Origin of the sequence: Shewanella marisflavi (genome assembly GCF_002215585.1) — a bacterium.
Classification (GTDB): domain Bacteria; phylum Pseudomonadota; class Gammaproteobacteria; order Enterobacterales; family Shewanellaceae; genus Shewanella; species Shewanella marisflavi.
This window is the reverse complement of record NZ_CP022272.1, coordinates 3,142,886-3,161,413: the sequence shown is the minus strand read 5'-3', so window position 1 is coordinate 3,161,413 and position 18,528 is coordinate 3,142,886. Positions and strand designations below refer to the sequence as shown.

At 48.1% G+C, this 18,528-nt stretch carries 17 protein-coding genes; 9 read left to right on the top strand and 8 right to left on the bottom strand.

Going from position 1 to position 18,528, the window contains the following annotated elements; all coding sequences use genetic code 11:
• Positions 1–146 precede the first annotated feature (146 nt).
• Positions 147–830 carry a cytochrome b/b6 domain-containing protein gene (locus tag CFF01_RS14030; protein ID WP_232479445.1) on the top strand — a complete coding sequence of 228 codons (684 nt, stop codon included), beginning with the start codon at positions 147–149 and terminating at the stop codon, positions 828–830.
• A gap of 60 nt (positions 831–890) precedes the next feature.
• Here the strand turns inward: CFF01_RS14030 and CFF01_RS14025 are convergent, their stop codons facing one another.
• Positions 891–1,352: a c-type cytochrome gene (locus CFF01_RS14025; RefSeq protein WP_033539861.1), complete on the bottom strand. Its 462-nt coding sequence runs from the start codon at positions 1,350–1,352 to the stop codon at positions 891–893.
• A gap of 230 nt (positions 1,353–1,582) precedes the next feature.
• Between CFF01_RS14025 and trpR the strand changes: the two genes are divergently transcribed.
• Positions 1,583–1,858 (top strand): trp operon repressor, encoded by a 276-nt coding sequence (gene trpR, locus CFF01_RS14020; protein WP_088905962.1) that lies wholly within the window; start codon positions 1,583–1,585, stop codon positions 1,856–1,858.
• Here trpR and CFF01_RS14015 read toward each other — a convergent pair whose 3' ends face one another.
• Complete coding sequence (locus tag CFF01_RS14015) at positions 1,859–2,239, bottom strand: hypothetical protein (protein ID WP_088905202.1); 381 nt, start codon at positions 2,237–2,239, stop codon at positions 1,859–1,861.
• 162 nt (positions 2,240–2,401) lie between these two features.
• The gene (gene slyD / locus CFF01_RS14010) at positions 2,402–3,013 is read right to left on the bottom strand and encodes a peptidylprolyl isomerase (RefSeq protein WP_033539803.1); all 612 of its coding nucleotides are present in this window, start codon (positions 3,011–3,013) and stop codon (positions 2,402–2,404) included.
• Positions 3,014–3,713: 700 nt separating this feature from the next.
• Between slyD and thrA the strand changes: the two genes are divergently transcribed.
• The 4 genes from thrA (at position 3,714) to CFF01_RS13990 (ending at position 9,071) form a co-directional block, all read left to right on the top strand.
• Entirely contained in the window at positions 3,714–6,182 is a 2,469-nt protein-coding gene (gene thrA, locus CFF01_RS14005) for a bifunctional aspartate kinase/homoserine dehydrogenase I (RefSeq protein ID WP_088905201.1), read from the top strand.
• The gene (thrB, locus tag CFF01_RS14000) at positions 6,179–7,132 is read left to right on the top strand and encodes a homoserine kinase (protein WP_088905200.1); all 954 of its coding nucleotides are present in this window, start codon (positions 6,179–6,181) and stop codon (positions 7,130–7,132) included. Before thrA ends, thrB begins: the two co-directional genes overlap by 4 nt.
• A 10-nt stretch (positions 7,133–7,142) precedes the next feature.
• Complete coding sequence (gene thrC / locus CFF01_RS13995) at positions 7,143–8,426, top strand: threonine synthase (RefSeq protein ID WP_088905199.1); 1,284 nt, start codon at positions 7,143–7,145, stop codon at positions 8,424–8,426.
• A gap of 363 nt (positions 8,427–8,789) precedes the next feature.
• On the top strand, positions 8,790–9,071 hold the full coding sequence (locus tag CFF01_RS13990; protein WP_088905198.1) for a hypothetical protein: 282 nt from the start codon (positions 8,790–8,792) through the stop codon (positions 9,069–9,071).
• Here CFF01_RS13990 and nfo read toward each other — a convergent pair.
• On the bottom strand, positions 9,063–9,920 hold the full coding sequence (gene nfo, locus CFF01_RS13985; protein ID WP_088905197.1) for a deoxyribonuclease IV: 858 nt from the start codon (positions 9,918–9,920) through the stop codon (positions 9,063–9,065). The genes CFF01_RS13990 and nfo overlap by 9 nt on opposite strands.
• A gap of 134 nt (positions 9,921–10,054) precedes the next feature.
• Here nfo and CFF01_RS13980 point away from each other — a divergent pair, with 134 nt between their 5' ends.
• The 3 genes from CFF01_RS13980 to CFF01_RS13970 all read left to right on the top strand — a co-directional run bounded on the left by CFF01_RS13980 (position 10,055) and on the right by CFF01_RS13970 (position 13,835).
• On the top strand, positions 10,055–12,076 hold the full coding sequence (locus CFF01_RS13980) for an ATP-binding protein (RefSeq protein ID WP_232479444.1): 2,022 nt from the start codon (positions 10,055–10,057) through the stop codon (positions 12,074–12,076).
• Positions 12,073–13,170 carry a response regulator transcription factor gene (locus CFF01_RS13975; protein ID WP_033539810.1) on the top strand — a complete coding sequence of 366 codons (1,098 nt, stop codon included), beginning with the start codon at positions 12,073–12,075 and terminating at the stop codon, positions 13,168–13,170. The genes CFF01_RS13980 and CFF01_RS13975 overlap by 4 nt, the downstream gene beginning before the upstream one ends.
• Before the next feature lie 122 nt (positions 13,171–13,292).
• On the top strand, positions 13,293–13,835 hold the full coding sequence (locus CFF01_RS13970) for a hemerythrin domain-containing protein (RefSeq protein WP_033539811.1): 543 nt from the start codon (positions 13,293–13,295) through the stop codon (positions 13,833–13,835).
• Positions 13,836–13,885: 50 nt separating this feature from the next.
• On the opposite strand, the gene CFF01_RS13965 is transcribed toward CFF01_RS13970, so the two are convergent.
• The 4 genes from CFF01_RS13965 to CFF01_RS13950 all read right to left on the bottom strand — a co-directional run bounded on the left by CFF01_RS13965 (position 13,886) and on the right by CFF01_RS13950 (position 18,283).
• Positions 13,886–14,077: a DUF3545 family protein gene (locus CFF01_RS13965; protein WP_011864891.1), complete on the bottom strand. Its 192-nt coding sequence runs from the start codon at positions 14,075–14,077 to the stop codon at positions 13,886–13,888.
• A 222-nt stretch (positions 14,078–14,299) separates the two neighbouring features.
• Positions 14,300–15,937 carry a glucose-6-phosphate isomerase gene (pgi, locus tag CFF01_RS13960; protein ID WP_088905195.1) on the bottom strand — a complete coding sequence of 546 codons (1,638 nt, stop codon included), beginning with the start codon at positions 15,935–15,937 and terminating at the stop codon, positions 14,300–14,302.
• Between the two features lie 14 nt (positions 15,938–15,951).
• The gene (tal, locus tag CFF01_RS13955) at positions 15,952–16,908 is read right to left on the bottom strand and encodes a transaldolase (protein ID WP_088905194.1); all 957 of its coding nucleotides are present in this window, start codon (positions 16,906–16,908) and stop codon (positions 15,952–15,954) included.
• 271 nt (positions 16,909–17,179) lie between these two features.
• Positions 17,180–18,283, bottom strand: coding sequence for an OmpA family protein (locus CFF01_RS13950; protein ID WP_033539814.1), 1,104 nt, complete (start codon positions 18,281–18,283; stop codon positions 17,180–17,182).
• Positions 18,284–18,528: the final 245 nt, after the last annotated feature.

Sequence of the window (18,528 nt, the reverse complement as noted above, 5' to 3'; positions counted from 1 at the left end):
CAAAATAAACATTAGGATTGGCTTGTATTTCTCAATTTTAGTGGGCATATTTGACTGGATAACACTGCTTACATAAATCTATTTGCCTCCCCACCACGCTTCAAATATCATCGATTTCATTATTTTCTAACGTGATGAGTAATCGGATGTCCTCAGAAAAACACGCTATAGAATCCAAAGTTAAAATTAAGGTGTGGGATCTGCCTACTCGCCTGTTTCATTGGTTGATGATTTGCTTGTTAGCGGCTTTATGGTGGAGCGCAGACGTGGGAGAGATGCAGTGGCACCAGGTATTTGCCTATAGCCTGCTTGTCCTGATTGTATTTCGTGTACTTTGGGGGCTTATAGGCAGTGAGACCTCGCGCTTTAGCCATTTTGTTAAACCGCCTTCTCAGGTGCTGGCCTATGTTAAGCAGCCCGAAAAGCACAGTATTGGTCACAATCCTCTCGGTGGCTATATGGTGGTTGCCATGATCCTAGTGCTGGTTGTGCAACTGACTACCGGACTGTTTTCGACCGATGAGATCTTTACCGAAGGTCCTTTGTACACTTATGTCAGCAGCGAAGTGGCCAGTAGTTTGACCTGGCTACATAAGCAAAATTTCAATTTACTCTTGCTTCTCGCACTATTGCATATTCTTGCAGTGGTCTGGCACAGCATTAAGGGAGATAAATTGGTTGGTGCGATGATAACTGGCTATAAGCGTGTGAGTCGTGATCATGTTACTCAGTTTGAGTTTCGCTCTAGCCTGGTGGCGTTAACCTTAGTAGGGGTCCTAGCGGGGTTGGTGGTGAACTATTTAATTTGGCCTATTGCAGCCATGTTATAAGGCTCATTTGAGATAGAAGATGGGGAGCTTAAGTGGCTCCCCTTTTTCATTCGTCTTTTATTAATCTTTCTTGTAGACGTCGTGGCAACCTTTACAGCTTTTTCCTGTGTTCATAAAGGCTTGTTTTATAGCATTTTGATCATCAGATTGCGCGGCAACGGCGAGCTTGGCTGCATTATCTTGAAATGCGCTCATCTTGCTATCAAAGTCTGCTTTATCGCTCCAAATCTTTGCCAGAGCACCAGTGTCTCCCTTGTCAGAACCGGCGACAAATCCCTCTGCAGGGAGTTTGCTCAAGGCGGCAACATTTTGTGCGCGCATGGCAAAGACTTCGGCATCGAAAGGCTTTTTGCCTTTTAACATGGCACCCATGTCGCCAAAGTTGTGAGCGATTAGGCCAAACGCAGATTGACGGTAGTGAATGGCATCGTCAGTCTCTTTAAAATTATTGGCTTGTACCGCTGAAGCAAGTAGGGCACTACCTGCTATGGCTAGCAGGCTAAGTTTGAGCTGTTTTTTCATGGCGTTCATTCTCACTACTTTGTTGGTTTATGTGATCTTGCGCAAGCATTCTAATCTTATTTAACTATCAGATACTATAGATTTTTCTCTAATATGCTCATCAAAATGTTGCCGAATGTGTCTAACTCCTATACGGCTCGCTAAATGCTGGCGAATCCTTCATAGCCAGAGTAGGTCAATTCTTGGTACACTTTCGTGTAATGGTAAACAAGTACAGTTTAGGGGGCTATGTGCGCGCAAGTTGGGATCTGGTATTAGAGAAGGTGGTTAATCATCAAGATCATGAAGCCTTGATCGATCTGTTTGAGCTGCTATTAACCGAAGAGGAGCGCAGTGCCATTGCTGGACGTTTGAAGGTGTTTCAGGCTTTGCTTATCGGCGAGATGAGTCAGCGACAGATTGCCGCTGAGTTTGAAATCAGTATTGCGACCATTACTCGCTGCTCGAATTACTTAAAGCATATGCCTGAGCCCCAACGCGATAGAATTAAGGCGTTGATCCTCTAGCTATATGACTCTAATAGCCCGTGGCAGCTGGTGTTTGCGATAGTGGCTTCGTTGAGCGAGGCGAAATAGTGAGTAACAGCCTAACGCTCCGGCAACCAGTAACAAGGTGTTAGAAGAAGTATGGCGAAAGACAAATATTGCCGCCAGCAGATAGCCATAGGGCAGCAGATTATAGAGGGCATCTGGCCAAAGACCACTCTTGCGGCGTTTAGGATTGTCGCTACGACGATTCTGTGAGCGTAGATTAAATATGTGGGCGCCGAGCATGAAGACCAATATAGCTAAGAGCTTCGGGGTGGTGCCATCGCTCAGTAGTATGGTTGCAGTACCGATGGTCAGATACAGGGTAGGGAGTTTTTCATAAACTGGCTTAGCTAACATTCTCGATATCCTTATCGTATACAGGCTTCTATCACTTTCCTTTGCAGCATAAAGTAAAAAAGCTGGCATCACCTAGTAAAAGGTGGCCAGCTTTGTTCATATTCCTACCTGAGTTTGACTCTCTGGAGGCAATGTAACGCTTTAGGTTAAGAGATTGAGCAGTTAGTGGCGACAGCCACATCCACCGTTACCGTCACAGCCTTCTTTGGCTGGTTTTTCAGTATCTTCGCTGCAGCAACCGCCATGGCTATGGCTTTCGCCGCCACAACAACCACCTTCGTGGCTATGCTCGTGCCCACCGCAGCCGCCTGCAGCATGGATATGACCGTGGGCAATCTCTTCTTCGCTTGCTTCACGAACAGATAATACTTCAACACTGAAGTTGAGCGTTTGGCCCGCCAGTGGATGGTTGCCGTCAACGACAACCACATCATCTTTCACTTCGGTGACTTGTACTGGACGCTGACCCATTTCTGTTTCGGCAATAAAGCGCATGCCAGGAACGATATCTTCGATATCACCAAAGGCCGCTAAAGGAACGTCTTGGCGTAAACCATCGTGATAAGGACCGTAAGCTTCTTCTGCTTCAACGGTGACTTCGAGTTTGTCGCCAACACTTTTGCCTTCGAGCGCTTTTTCCAGGCCGGGGATCATGTTTTCCGCACCATGAAGATATAGCATTGGCTCACCTTCAAAAGAACTCTCGATCAATTCGCCTTGTTGATTCGTTAAGCTGTAATGGATGCTAACAGCTGTGTGTTGGGTGATTATCATATCGCCTCCAATTCAGAATGTGGCGGCATTTTAGCTTGGTTTTCCTCACTTGGCGATGACCTAACACTGCTTCTTAGAGGTAAATCGATAAATTTTTGATCTGATAGATACAGCGTGGGAGGTAGAGTTCGGCTACCTCAATCTATTTTTGTATTTTTATTCACTATAGGTGAAAAAATATTATTATTTAGAGGGGTGGGTTTAACGCCCTTCTATAGTCATTTTTGAGGCTTTTAATTGATTTATCAGCTTAACCCTATTTTTAGAGCGCTTGGGCTTGCGATGTTTTTATTTTATTGTTTTTAAATGAAAATTTTTGATGCTGGGTTGAGCTGTGTCTTCTGTGAGATAGCGTGGGTAGCGCTTTGTCGATGGTTTAGATGTCGTGGGGTATAGGTTTTTGCGCTCTTGGCTGCCATGCTTGTTGAAACTGTATTTTTATAAAGTTTCGTTTCAGGGGTTGACACCTGAGGGCAAAAAAGGCAATTCTGTAACGACATGACGCAAACTCATTGAATGTGACCGAATAGAATTTATATGTTTAGCCTAAACCGAGTAGTAACCACCATTATTACCACCACGATTACCAGCGTGGGGGCCGGCTAAGCATACTCGAAAGAAACGATTTGAAATGACTAAGCCCGCTCCCCATCAAGGAGCGGGTTTTTTTGTTTCTGGGGCGCGGTACTAAGGAGAGAATATGAAGGTAATGAAGTTTGGCGGTACCTCGCTGGCCAATTGGCAGAGGTTTAACAGTGCGGCGCAGATCGTATTGGCCTCGGCCAGTGAACAACCTACGGCAGTGGTGTTAAGTGCTCCAGCAACAGTGACTAACGGTTTGTTGGAAATGGTGGATCTGGCGGTGGCAGGGGATGATTTCTCTTCGGTCTTGGGTCAGGTACATGGGGTGTTTAAGACCTTATATGGTCAGGCTGGGCTTGAATCCTTAAGTGCCGAACAAACCGCTGGACTCGAAGAGGTTTTGGCCGGTCAGCTTAAACACTGGCAAGATAAGCTTCAAGGTGTGGTATTACTGGGTGAGTGTCCCGATTTTGTTCGCGCCGAAATCGTGGTGGGTGGCGAGCGTCTCTCTGCCGCCCTGATGGAACAGCTGATGCTTGCTCAAGGTGTATCGGCCAACCAGTTGGTACCACAGCAGTTATTTGTAGCTAACGGCCCTGCGCTGGAATCGGTGGTCGATATCGGCTTGAGCAAACAGCGCTTTGCCCAGCTTTCTCTCGATGCTCACCAAGTCTGGGTCATGCCTGGTTTTACCGCTGGCGATAAAAATGGTCGTATCGTGACCTTAGGTCGTAATGGTTCAGACTATTCCGCTGCCGTCTTATCTGCGTGTATCGATGCCAGTTGCTGTGAGATCTGGACTGACGTCGATGGCGTGTATAACACTGACCCACGCGTGGTTGCCGATGCTAAGCTGCTAACTCAGCTCAGTTATCAAGAGGCGATGGAGTTATCCTATTTTGGGGCCAAGGTGTTACATCCAAAAACCATCGCCCCTATCGCTCAATATCATATCCCTTGCTATATACGTAACAGTTTCAATCCTCAGGCCCCTGGCACTTTAGTTTCTAACCAAGCCGATGAAACCGGCCTGAACGTCAAGGCGATCTCAAACCTTGACGATCAAACCATGTTTGATATTGCAGGTCCTGGCATGAAGGGGATGGTGGGTATGGCGAGCCGCACATTGGGCGCCATCTCTCGCTCCGGGGTGTCAGTATCTTTGATCACTCAGAGTTCATCCGAATACAGCATCAGCTTCTGTGTGGCGACACAAGATGCCGAGCGGGTGCGTTTGGCACTAGAGCAGGAGTTTGAGCTGGAGCTTAAGAGTGAAATCCTCGAAGAGATCGCCATGCGTCATCATCTGGCTATCGTTTCTTTGATAGGCGACGGTATGCGCACCCACAAAGGCGTTGCGGGTAAGTTTTTCCAGGCGTTGGCGCAGGCCAATGTCAACATAGTGGCCATTGCCCAGGGATCTTCTGAGCGTTCTATTTCGGCGGTAATTGAGCTGCGTAAGACCAAGCATGCCATCGCCGCTTGTCATCAGAGTTTCTTCGATGTGCAGCATTATCTGGACGTCTTCCTGGTAGGTTGCGGCAATGTCGGTGCTGGTCTGCTTGAGCAGGTTAAGCAGCAATCTGAAATGCTTAAGGCGCAGCATATTACGGTGCGCGTCTGTGGCGTCGCCAACTCGCGTAACATGCTGCTCGATGCCAAGGGGATAGACCTTAATCATTGGCAAGGCTTGCTAAGTGACAGTCAAGAAGCGTGCGATCTGGATAAGATGCTCGCTTGGGCCAAAGATCAACAGCTACTTAATCCTGTGCTGGTGGATTGCACCTCTAGCGAAGCCGTGTCGGACCAATATGTTGCAGTAATGAATGCCGGACTGCATGTGGTCACACCTAATAAGAAGGCCAATACCCGTGATTTTGACTACTACCGGGCACTCAGACAGACGGCGCTGCATCAGCGTCGCCAGTTCCTCTATGAGACGACTGTCGGTGCCGGTTTGCCAGTTATCGACAACCTGAAGAAATTGCTGTTTGCCGGTGATCAGCTGCAGAAATTCAATGGCATACTCTCTGGTTCGCTATCATATATCTTCGGTATGCTCGATGAGGGAATGAGCCTGTCTGAGGCGACACGTATCGCACGCGAAAAGTGCTTTACCGAGCCAGATCCTCGAGACGATCTAAGCGGCATGGACGTGGCGCGAAAGGTGCTGATCCTTGCCCGTGAAGTTGGTATGCAGATAGAGCTGAGTGATATCGAGGTTGAGTCAGTGTTGCCAAGTCACTTTGATGCCTCTGGTGATGTCGAAACCTTTATGGCGAATCTGAGTAGCTTAGATGACGAGCTGGCCCAGCGCGTTGCTAGCGCTAAGGCTGAGGGCAAGGTGCTGCGTTATGTCGGTCAAATTGATGAGGTTGGCTGCCGGGTGAAGATCGCCGAGGTCGATGCCAATGATCCGCTTTACAGCGTTAAAGGTGGGGAGAATGCGCTGGCCTTCTACAGCCGCTATTACCAGCCGATCCCATTTGTGCTGCGTGGTTATGGCGCGGGTACCGAAGTCACGGCGGCAGGTGTGTTTGCCGATCTATTGAGAACCCTTAACTGGACGCGGGAGATGGGTGTATGAGTTTAACGGTTTACGCACCGGCCTCTATGGGCAACGTCGGGGTCGGATTCGACCTGCTTGGCGCCGCCTTGGCGCCTGTTGATGGTAGCTTGCTTGGAGACCGAGTAGCCATTACATCTGCGCCCCATGGAGTGTCTTTGACCTTAGCGGGTCACTGGGCCGATAAACTGCCTGCGGCCAGCGAAGAGAATATTGTTTTCCAATGTGCGATCTTTTTTCTTGAGCAGCTCGGCAACGATTCGGGCGTCGCCATGACGTTAGAGAAAAACCTGCCGGTGGGCAGTGGTCTTGGGTCGAGTGCCAGTTCAGTGGTTGCCGCCCTGTACGCCCTAAACGAGCACTTTGACCGTCCCTATGACAGTGATGCTCTGCTAAGGCTGATGGGGGAGTTTGAGGGCAAGATCAGCGGCTCGGTTCACTATGATAATGTGGCGCCTTGTTACCTTGGTGGCATGCAGTTGATGCTGGATACCCCAAGTGTCGTGTGTCAGGGACTCCCCGTATTTACAGACTGGTATTGGGTGGTGGCTTACCCTGGGATCTCCCTCTCTACTGCCAAGATGCGGGCACTGTTGCCGGCGCAATATGATAAATCTGTGGCGATTGATTTTGGTCGTTACCTTAGTGCATTTGTACATGCCAGCTACCGCCAAGATGCCAAGTTGGCCATCGAGGTATTAAAGGATGTATTGGCGGAGCCTTACCGCGCCTCGGAAATTCCCGGCTATGAGGAGGCGCGCGCTGCACTGGCCGAACTGGGTATGGCAACGACAGGTATTTCAGGAAGCGGACCCACGCTCTTTTCGGTTACCGATAACCTGCAAACGGCTCAGCAGGCCAAGGCCTGGCTAGACGCGCATTATGTAACTTCTGGCGCGGGTTTTTCCCATATATGTCAAATCGATATGCTCGGCACGCGCCGCGTAGACGAATCAATTTTAGATCAATAGGCGGATCAAGATGGAACTCTATAACTTAAAACACCCTTCGCAGAAGGTCAGTTTCACCCAGGCAGTTAAATTAGGGCTAGGGAAGGACCGCGGCCTGTTTTTCCCTGCGAGTATCCCAAGATTGGAAGATATCGACGCGCTGCTGGCGATGGATTTTGTCGAGCGCTCTAAGGCGATCCTTGGTGCCTGGCTGGCCGAGGAGCTGGGTCAGGAGATGGTGAATAAGCTGGTGGAACGCGCCTTTAACTTTGCGTTGCCACTGACCAAGGCCGATGACAAGCGCTATTGTCTGGAGTTGTTTCATGGCCCAACATTGGCCTTTAAGGACTTTGGCGCGCGCTTTATGGCCCAGTGTCTCAATAGCTTGGCACAGGACGATAAGCTCACCATATTGACCGCCACCTCCGGTGACACGGGCGCCGCAGTGGCCGATGCCTTTTATGGATTGGATAAGGTGCAGGTAGTGGTGCTCTATCCAAAGGGCAAGATCAGCCTGTTGCAGGAGAAGATGTTTACCACTCTGGGTGACAATATTCATACCGTGGCGGTACAGGCCGATTTTGATGCCTGCCAGGAGATGGTTAAGGCTGCCTTTGAAGATAGCGATGTGCGTGATGGCTTGCACCTTAACTCAGCCAATTCAATTAATATCAGTCGTTTATTGGCGCAGATATGTTACTACTTTGAGGCGGTCGCTCAATTTAAGCAGAGTAATCAAGGCGATCCTGTAATCGCTGTGCCCAGCGGTAACTTCGGTAACCTCACGGCGGGCCTATTTGCCAAGGCGATGGGGCTGCCGGTGAAGCGTTTCGTTGCAGCCACCAATAGTAATGATACTGTGCCACGTTATTTGGCCGAGGGGGAATGGTCGCCTAAGGCGACAGTGGCGACCCTATCAAACGCCATGGATGTGGCTGAGCCAAGCAACTGGCCTAGAGTCGAGGCCATTATGCAGGTGATGAACTGGCCGTTGAGTGAGCTTGTGGGAGTTGGACTGTCTGAGCAAGATACGGTCGAGGCATTGGCTGAACTTCATCAAGGTGGTTATCTATCTGAGCCCCATGCTGCCATTGCGGCTAAAGCCCTCTCTTTAACCCTGTCATCAGACGAGCAAGGGATCTTCCTCGGTACGGCTCATCCGGCAAAATTTAAAGAGGTTGTCGAAGAGGCGCTGGCAATCACACTTCCTCTGCCACCAGAGTTGCAGGCGGTGAAGGATAAGCCGATCTTGTCGGCAGAGCTGCCCTCAGACTTCGCTAAGCTTAAGGCACATCTGTTTGAGGTGTTAGCCTAGTCGGTACTATTGATAAAGGGGTGAGATAGGTCGTTGAGTAGCCGAGTCTTTTCCCTTATTGAAAACTTAGCAGTGTATCAAACCAAGGCCTAGCGCCTTGGTTTTTCTTTTTCAGTTCTGGGCCTGCTTTAACCGAGGTGGGTAGTCAATTCGAAAGTGCTAATAAGATAGGTAACACTAAGGTCGCCTGTCGTTTGCCTAAATGGTTATTCATTTCATCTTTTGGTCATTCAGCCTGAGATACTAAATGTAACAATCGGCCTATATCAGGCGTGATAGCCGTCACAATCAAAGTGATGTAAATAACTTATCTTTCAGCCCTTTTTCATAAAGTTGAGTCATGAGGTGTTGCCTTTGAGATTGATGTTACTTGCCCTGGTGGGCCTATCGGCCTGTGCATCGAACGAACCTGTGTTGCAATCGCGTATAAATGAAGCCTATGACTTTGAGGTGACTCATTGTGATAGTTTCGCGATGGTGACGGGCATGGGAGCTGGCAATGCGCCGCTCAGGGCGGCGAAAGAGAGCGCTAAAACGCAGGGCGAGTCGCTGCAAGGCAGCCATATTGTTTGGCTACAGGAAGACCAATTTGATCATGGCAATCGCGCCAGGGTGATTGCCATAGTGTACAAATGCTTACAATGACTTGGCCTGACTTCGTAGCCAGTTGATCTCCTGGGGCCAGATCTCCGGCTCTATGGTTTCCAATATGAGTGGAATATGGCGAGTGGCCGGGTGCTGCATGATGAAGCTAAAGGCTTGCATGCCTATATAACCGGCGCCGAGTGAGTGGTGCCTGTCGACTCGACTGTTAAGCGGCGTCTTGCTGTCGTTCAGATGCATCGCCTTAAGATAGCGGTTACCCACTATGGCGTCGAACTGCTTGAAGCTCTCTTCGCAGGCGGCTTGGGTGGTTAGATCATAGCCTGCGGCAAACATGTGGCAGGTGTCGATACAAACACCCACACGGGATTTATCTTCGACCTTATCGATGATCTGCGCCAATTGCTCAAAGCTATGGCCCAGGTTTGACCCTTGACCTGCGGTATTTTCAATGATGGCACTTACGTCTTGGGTTTTGTCCAGTGCCAGGTTTATCGACTCACTGATCCGAGCGAGACAATCATCTATTCCTATCTTGTTGAGATGACTGCCAGGATGAAAGTTAAGCAGCTTAAGCCCCATCTGCTCACAGCGCTGCATCTCATCTAAAAAGGCTTCTCTTGAGCGCTGCAGTTGGGCCTCATCAGGGTGGCCTAAGTTAATCAGGTAACTGTCATGGGGCAGTATGGCTTCGGGTTTGATATTGGCCTGTTGGCAGTTGGTTTTAAAGTCACGGATCTGTTCCTGGCTTAGAGGAGCCGCCTGCCAACGTCTTTGGTTTTTAGTAAACAGAGCAAAGGCGTTGGCCCCGATCTTCTGTGCGTTTAGTGGTGCATTGGCGATACCGCCGGCGGCGCTAACATGGGCACCAACCCAATGGCTTTCTGACATGTTTCCCTCATGGATATCGAACAAGTTCATAAATTGTTTAAGATTTTTAAGCGATTTTCCGGGGCTGGACTATGCTCAATAAATGGGAATTTTCCCCTAAACCATCAATAGTCATTATCGGAATGGACTCTATCGTGTTTAAGGCTCTCTCTCAATCTGAATTTATGGACTTTGGCCCGGCGCTGATTGCTGAGCTGGGAAAGTTACAAGGGCAGTTTATTCGTGGCGACGATGTGCTACTGCCTTTGTGCCGTATCTTAGCCGAAAGTAGCGGCGCTGAGTCTGTGATGATCTTGTCTCGGCGCTTGCTGGATAGTGACGAGATGCCCGCCAATGTGACCTGTTGGTGTCGCGACTCTATCCGTTATATCACCCTCTGGCGACAGGTAAAGGATTGGCCTTTTCTTGATGAACATATGGGCGCGCATCAATGGCAGAGCTTTACCGTATGGCCTGTCGAAGGGCTTGACGTCAATATCTTCTTCTACCGGCCAGCGAAGGGCTGGCTCTCTTTTCTCACCTCTTATCAGCCTTTTATTGCCGACAGTATCAGCGGCATGTTGCAGCAACAGAGTCAGGATTGGTTACAGAGCCGCAATGCGCAGATCATTAAGTCAATCGATACCCAGATGTATCAATCTATCGTCAGCAATAGTGAAGATATGATAGTGGTGGCGTCGCGCCAGAAAGGCATGGCGCCCGTTGTTATGTATGCCAATGCGGCGGCCACGGCGATCAGTCAGTATCCCCGAAGTCAGCTGATTGGTAAGTCTATCGAGCTTTTCTTCGGTGATGATGAAAAGGCGCAAGAGCTGCTTGAGGCGATTGAGTTGAGGCGGGAGTTTGCGGGTGAGCTGGAGTGTGCGACAGCGACAGGGGAAAAGGTGATTTTACATACCCATCTGATCGCCCTTAACGAACCATTTGAAGATGGCAGTCTGTTTACCTTGGTTGGCCGCGATATTACCCAGCAAAAGCTATTACAAAATACCATGGCACGGTCCCAAAAGATGCAGGCCATGGGGCAGTTGGTAGGTGGTGTCGCCCATGATTTCAATAATATCTTAGGTGTGCTGAAAGGCAATTTAGAACTAATGGAATTAAAGGGCAAGGATGATTCCATTGGCCGTTATTTGGCCACGGCGCTGAAGGCTTGCCAGCGCGGTACGGATCTTACTCGGCGTTTGCTGCAATTTTCCAGACAGGAACAGTTTAGCGCCCAGCCTCTGCAGGTGAATGAGGTGATTGAGGGGCTTGAGGAGCTGCTGGGTAAGTCGTTAACCACTCAGGTTGAACTGTGCGTCAAGATGGCGGATCAAATGCGTGATATCTGCGTCGATCGTGGCGATCTTGAAGATGCGTTGATCAATCTGGTCCTTAATGCCAAGGATGCCATGAATGGCGAGGGACTAATCACTATAGAGACCGGCGAGCAGTATTTGTCGGGCTATCTGCCTGGAGTGGGAAATACCGTCAGTACAGAAAGTCGGGACTATGTGTGGGTGTCGGTGATCGACCAGGGCAGCGGTATCGCCCATCACGTGCTGGATAAGATTTTTGAACCCTTTTTTACCACCAAGGATAAGAGTAAGGGCACGGGGCTTGGCCTTTCTATGGTGTATGGGTTTGTTAAACGCTCTAACGGTTACATGAGCATTATACGAACTGGCCCCGAGGGCACAGAGATCCGTCTCTGGTTTCCCGCTATTAAGCCTGTGGCTCGCTCGGTTGAGCGAGAGCGCAGCTCGCTGGACTATCCTCAAGTGACGCAGCCTGTCAGGGTATTGATTGTTGATGATGAGCCAGATCTGCTCGAGGTGCTTTGTGACTATTGTCAGATGATGGGGATGGAGGTGTTGGCCTATACCGATCCCTTGTTAGTAAAAGAGCAATACAAAGAGGGGATAGACAATATCGATTTAATCATCTCGGATCTGCTGATGCCCGGCGGGATCAACGGTTATGAGCTGGTCACAGACTTAAACAAGCACAAGACCATCCCTGTGTTGTTGATTTCTGGCTATGTGGGGGAGGTGGGGATCAGCAGCCGAGAAGATTTACCTTTTCAGGTGTTACAAAAACCCTTTGATCTTCGCGCTTTCGTGAGGGGACTTGAAGGGGTTGGAATTGAGTTCGTTCAAGGAGATTTAAGATGACCAACATGGAGATCTGGGTAGTCGATGATGACAGGGATTACTGTGAGTTAATCGTCGAAATGTTGCAGGATGATTTCAAGGTGCGGCCTTTTTATGGTGCTGGGGAGTTTCGCGCCGCGCTGCAAGCGCAAACACCCGATATGCTCTTGATGGACATTAATCTGCCCGACACCGATGGTATTACCCTTTGCAGCGAATTGCTGGCTTCTAACCAGGATGTGGCAGTGTTGTTTGTTTCTGGGATGAATACGCTGGAAGAGCGCTTAAAGGCCTATGAAGTTAATGCGGTTGATTTTATCGCTAAGCCGTTTGAGCTTAAAGAGTTACTAGCCAAGGTTCATAGCGTTGCGAATTATCAACTTAAACAGCGAGAGTTAATCAAGGCGGAATCTGTCTCCCGCAATATGGCGTTTCAGTCTATGACTGAGTCATCTCAGTATGGCAGCGTGCTGCAGTTTTTCCGCCAATGTTTTCTGTGTAACGACCACCAGTCATTGGCTGATGCCTTTTTTGATCTGATGGCGCAGCTAAATCTCAATACCTGCTTGGAGATCCGCGGCGAATGTGTCGAGTATTTTGCGCCTAAACATGCCGCTATTAGTCCAATTGAATCAAATATTCTTGAGCTGCTGGATAAGCATGGCCGCTTGTTTGATTTTGGTTGTCGCACTATATGTAACGACAAACATGTCTCTTTTTTGATTAAAAACATGCCGATTAAAGATGAAGTCATGTACGGCCGGTTACGTGACATCATCGCGGTCGTGGTCGAAGGCCTTGAGGCAAGAGTCTTAGATATCAATCGGCAGCAGACCTTGAAAAAGGTATTTGTCGATATCGAATCCCTGATTGCGGATATCAATGCGGCGACCTTGGAGCATGATGAGCGATTTAGTTCGGCGCTTATCAACATGAATACCGAGATCCGGGGTAGCTTTCATGTGTTGGATATGACCATAGAGCAGGAAGATTACTTTACGGGCCTGATTGAGCGTAATTTAAAAGAGGTGAAATCGGCCAGTGTCGCCTTTACACGCCTGCAGTCTTCTCTGGCGAAGGTGATGGATGTTTTAGGAGCAAGTGTTCCTAAGTGACTATTTTATGTTCACTTTACTTGATCTGAGTCACGTCATCATGACGGCTTACATATTAGTGTGAGTAAAAGTTCAACAATTTACTATAGTAACTAAAGGCGCCAAGAAGGTTGGAGGTGACGATGTTAGCGAGACTTCATAATGACCATAAACATATCGCGATACTGTTAAATGTTCTTAAAAATAAGCAGCAAAGGCTGCAAAATGGCGAAGCCGTCAACTTTAACCTGATCCGAGATATCGTCGAGTACATGCAGAGCTATGCCGAACATAGTCATCATCCGCTCGAAGATTTAATCAATGAGTTTTATATCAAGACTCACCCCGGTGAAGAGTTGGAGAAACAGTTAGGTGAAGAACATCATCAATTGATTGATAATTCTTCAAGCTTGATGTCCAGCCTGAATTTAGTATTAAGTGATGTACCTGTTCAGAATGAGATTTTGAGCCAGGCCTTAAAAGATTATGTGGAAGCGCAACGAAAACACATGATGTATGAAGAAGCTAAATTGTTTCCCATTTGGGAAGCTGGGATGACGCCGGCGCAATGGGAAGAGGTGGCCGATATGTGCCAGGAGAAATTAATTAGTGATCCCCTGTTTAGTGACGACGACAACTTACTCTTCGAGGAACTAAAAGAGTATCTTGCTAGAGCAGAAGATTAGATGAAAAACAGACATAAAAATAGCGCCAGTGGCGCTATTTTTTCATCTCTTTACATCAGAAGGTTATCTAAGTCATATTCGAAACTACTATCGATATCCTGAAGCTCTTTAATCAAACGTTGTTTTTCTTTGATAGCCTCTATTTCACGCCATTTTCGCTTCTTATTGGAGCTTCGCGAACGACTGTTTGGTCTTTCAATGACGGTATCATCTAGCGCACTACCATAATCTAAACGATTCATGGCAACCTCCTGTTGTTGTATTTTTTCTCAACAATTAAATATCACACTTCCAATTTATGGTGCAAGAGAAATGTTTCAACAATGTTAACTTTGGGTGAATTGTTTATGGCGTCATCACGGTCTCTCTATTTGTGGTTGACGTACAAAATAGGAAGAGGTGTGGTGATATTTGCTGCAGAGAATAAAAAAGCCAGTGAAAACTGGCTTTTTTATCGAGACGAGTTAGATGGTGCTTCGTCTATAGAGGTTGATGAGGGCATTGCTCGAGGCATCTAAAGCTGTTGCCTCTTGCTGACTCTGAAGTCTTGCTAACACATCATTGCCCAGGGTCTTGCCAAGCTCGACGCCCCACTGATCGAAAGAGTTGATATCCCATAGCGCACCTTGAACAAAAGTTCTGTGCTCGTATAGGGCAATTAAGGCACCGAGTGTCTCAGGCGTTAATTTATTCATCAATAGGGTGTTGCTTGGTTTATTGCCTTCCATCACCTTATGTTTGGCGATTAGCGCTTTTTCATCCTGGCTTAGCGAGCTGCCTTCAAGTTCGGCAAGTGCCTCGTCGAAGGTTCTGCCTTGCATCAGTGCCTGAGTCTGTCCAATACAGTTGGACGCTAGCTGGACGTGATGCTCCCCAAGAGGGTTGTGGCTTTGCAAGGGTAAAATGAAATCCGCTGGGATAAGCGCAGTGCCTTGATGCAATAACTGATGGTAGGCATGTTGGCCATTAGTGCCTTCGCCGCCCCATATAACTGGACCTGTGGAGTGATCAACCTTATCACCGTTAAGGGTGACAGATTTACCATTACTCTCCATATCCAGCTGTTGGAAGTAAGCTGGTAGGCCTCTGAGGTAATGATCATAGGTCAATACCACGTGAGACTGTGCCTGGTAAAAGTTGCCATACAGCAATGAAAATAGCCCCATGATCACCGGCATATTGCTTTCCAGAGGAGTCTCAACAAAGTGCTTGTCCATGGCCTTAGCCCCAGCAAGCAACTCGTAGAAATTATCCATACCAATCAGCAGGGCGATAGGAAGACCAATAGCCGACCAGAGTGAGTAGCGTCCGCCTACCCAGTCCCACATAGGGAAGATATTGTCCGCATCCATGCCAAATTCGGTGGCTTTGGCGACATTGGAGGTCACAGCGACGAAATGCTTGGCGATATCGGCCTGAGAGCCACCGTTTTCCAGGAACCAAGCTTTGGCGCTCAGTGTGTTGGTCAGCGTTTCTTGAGTGCCGAAAGACTTAGACGACATCACGAATAAGGTGGTTTCAGGATCGACCAGACGCAGCTTCTCACACAGAGAGGTCGCATCGACGTTGGCCACAAAGTGGCATTTTAAGGCAGGGTTCCAGTAAGGTCTTAGGGCCTGGGTAACGATTTTGGGGCCCAAGAAAGAGCCGCCAATGCCAATGCTGACGATATCAGTGATCGCCTTACCCGTGTAACCTTTCCATTTACCTGAGGTCACGGCTTGGACAAATTTGGTCATCTTGGCCTGAGTCTGTTTGACTTCTGGCACGATATTGACGCCGTCGACCAGAATAACTTCGTCGGCGTTAGCTCTAAGCGCTGTGTGCAGCACGGCGCGCTTTTCGGTGTTGTTAATGATCTCGCCATTGAACATGGCGCGAATTTTTTCGCTAAGGCCTGCAGTCTTGGCAAGATCAAACAGCAGGTTCAAGGTCTGTTCGTCGGCCCTGTTTTTAGAATAATCCAGCAGTAAGCCGCAAGCTGACAAGGACATCTTGTCGAAGCGTTTTGGATCGGCATTAAATAGCGCGCGCATATGGGGCAGCTGTTTAGTCTGAGCCTCGAGCTGAGCCCAGGCTGCTTGCTGAGTAAGCTTAGTCATAACGTAATTACCTTTTAAGCTTCCAGTTCTGCTTTTAACATCTCTTCAAGTTTGCCTTGGTCGACAGCAAAGTTGCGGATACCTTCGGCAAGTTTCTCTACGGCCATTGGGTCTTGGTTAAACTCCCAGCGGAACTCGGCTTCGGTTAGCGGAGCACCAGGTGCTTGGATATCTGTGGTCGGTTTCAGTTTTTGCACCACTTGGGTGTTGCTGTTGGCCATCTCTTCCAGTAGCGCTGGGCCTATGGTGAGGCGATCACAACCAGCCAGTTCGATGATCTCACCCGTATTACGGAAGCTAGCGCCCATGACGACAGTTTTGTAATCGTGGCGCTTATAGTAGTTGTAGATGCTGGTGACTGAGACAACGCCTGGATCTTCTTCTGCGCTGTACTCTTTACCTGTGTCTTTTTTGTACCAATCCAGGATGCGACCCACAAAAGGTGAGATAAGGTAAACGCCCGCTTCGGCACAGGCTCTGGCCTGAGCGAAACAGAAAAGCAGTGTTAGGTTGCAATTAATACCTTCTTTTTCTAATTCTTTTGCGGCGCAAATACCTTCCCAGGTTGAAGCAAGTTTGATCAAGATGCGTGACTTGTCGATACCAGCTTCTTCATAAAGTTTGATCAGCTTGTGAGCCTTTTCAATGGAGCCGGCTTTATCGAAAGAGAGTCTGGCGTCGACTTCAGTGGAGATGCGGCCAGGAACAATTTTCAGGATCTCTAAGCCAATGTTGACCGCGAGTTTGTCACCTGCGTCTTCGACTTGTTGTGCCAGATCATCGCTCTGGGTCTTGGCCCATTCTATAGCGTTGGTGATCAGGTGTTTATATTCTGGTATTTGAGCTGCTTTTAAGATGAGAGAGGGGTTGGTGGTAGCGTCTTGCGGTTGATAACGCTTGATGGCTTCGATATCCCCGGTATCGGCGACTATGGTAGTGATCGATTTGAATTGCTCTAGTGTATTAGCCATGAAAATTACATCCTTCTTAAGAAGCAGCTTAAGTGTGTGGTTTGCTAACGGCTATTAGACGCGATTTTGCCGATATTTCCAACCGTGAATGAAAAAAAATTACAGAAAAGTTGCTAAATATCAGTAAAAGGCATTCTAACCGTAGCCATTTAGTGAGGCTGACGTTTTCCCTAAACGGATTTAGAGTATAACCATTAAATTATGACAGGAAAAAAAATCGCTGCCTAAGCAGCGATTTTAGTGAAGAAGATCTCAGTGAATCCTTATCGATTTACTTTAATACCGCTTCTTTTTGTACGCCTGTTACGTGTGCTTCGATGCGGCGGTTAGCCTTGTTTGCTTCAGGGCTATTACCTTCGATTAGCGGCTCAGTGATACCATAACCCTTAGCACTTACGCGCTGCTGGTTAATACCATATTTGCTAACTAATAGCTCGGCAACGGCGTTGGCACGACGCTCAGACAGCTCCATGTTGTAATCTGGGTTACCTACGTTAGAGGCGTGGCCAGCAATTACCACGGTTGAGCGTGGGTGCGTATTCATGTAGTTAGCCAGTTTTTCGATTTGATCATAAGATGCCGAGTTCACAACGGCTGAATTATTGGCAAAACGAATGGTGCCCAGTTCATGCTTTTCAGTGACTTCGCGATAGATGGTACAACCATTGGCGTCAACCTTGTGGTTGCTTGGGGTGTCTGCACACTGGTCTTTATCGTCTGTGACTCCATCATTGTCTGAATCTTTTGGTGCGACAACGACAGGGGCTACTGCGGCGGCAGGCGCTGTACGACCAAAGCGGTAGCTGAGTTCAAGACCCCAGTAATTACTCTCCATTTCGAGTGTGTTCCACTCGTTTTCATCGAGATTTTCATAACGACGATACTTGGCTTGCAACTTGAGGTTCTCTGTGAAGTTGTAGCCGATACCAGCGCCAAAGTATGGCGCTACACCGCTATCGCTGTAGTACTCGCTTCCCCACTGTTTGTTGTTTGAAAGCAGGTAGTTCATTGCACCAGCTTCAAAAGACATGCTCCAGTGGTTGGCAAATGGCCAGAAACCGACAAGGCCTAGTGTCATTCCTCGTGCACCAGCGTCGTTAAGTTTGTTGGCATAGTCGACCCATTCGGCGCGGCCCAGGTCGCGATAACCTAGTTCAATACCGAAGTAGTCGTTAAACAGATAACCACCAAATACATCCCAAGCATAAGGATCATCTTCACCACACTCTTTCATGGTTTTCTGATCGCAGTTAGGTTCGTAGTTGTTTACGCCTAAACCACCACCGACGTACCAAGGAGTAAGTTCTTGTGCTGCATTAGCTGCAAATGGGAGCATTGATGTAAGCAGAATAGCTTTCAATGTATTGTTCATCATTTTCCAATTCCTTTGTTTTTTATCGTCCCCCATGCTGTTTCTACCCTGTAAAAACATGCCAGCACTTTGTGGGGGGATTCCTTTGGTATTATCGCTAGCCTTTTTATTATCTTACGAGGATATAGAAATTGCCATGTATAACAGGTAATTTTTTTATGATTAGTGGTTATATGGTAATAAAAAAGGCGTTTCCTCTAGGAAGCGCCTTTTTTCTAGTCGAATGATTAATGTGGCGTTAATCTAGT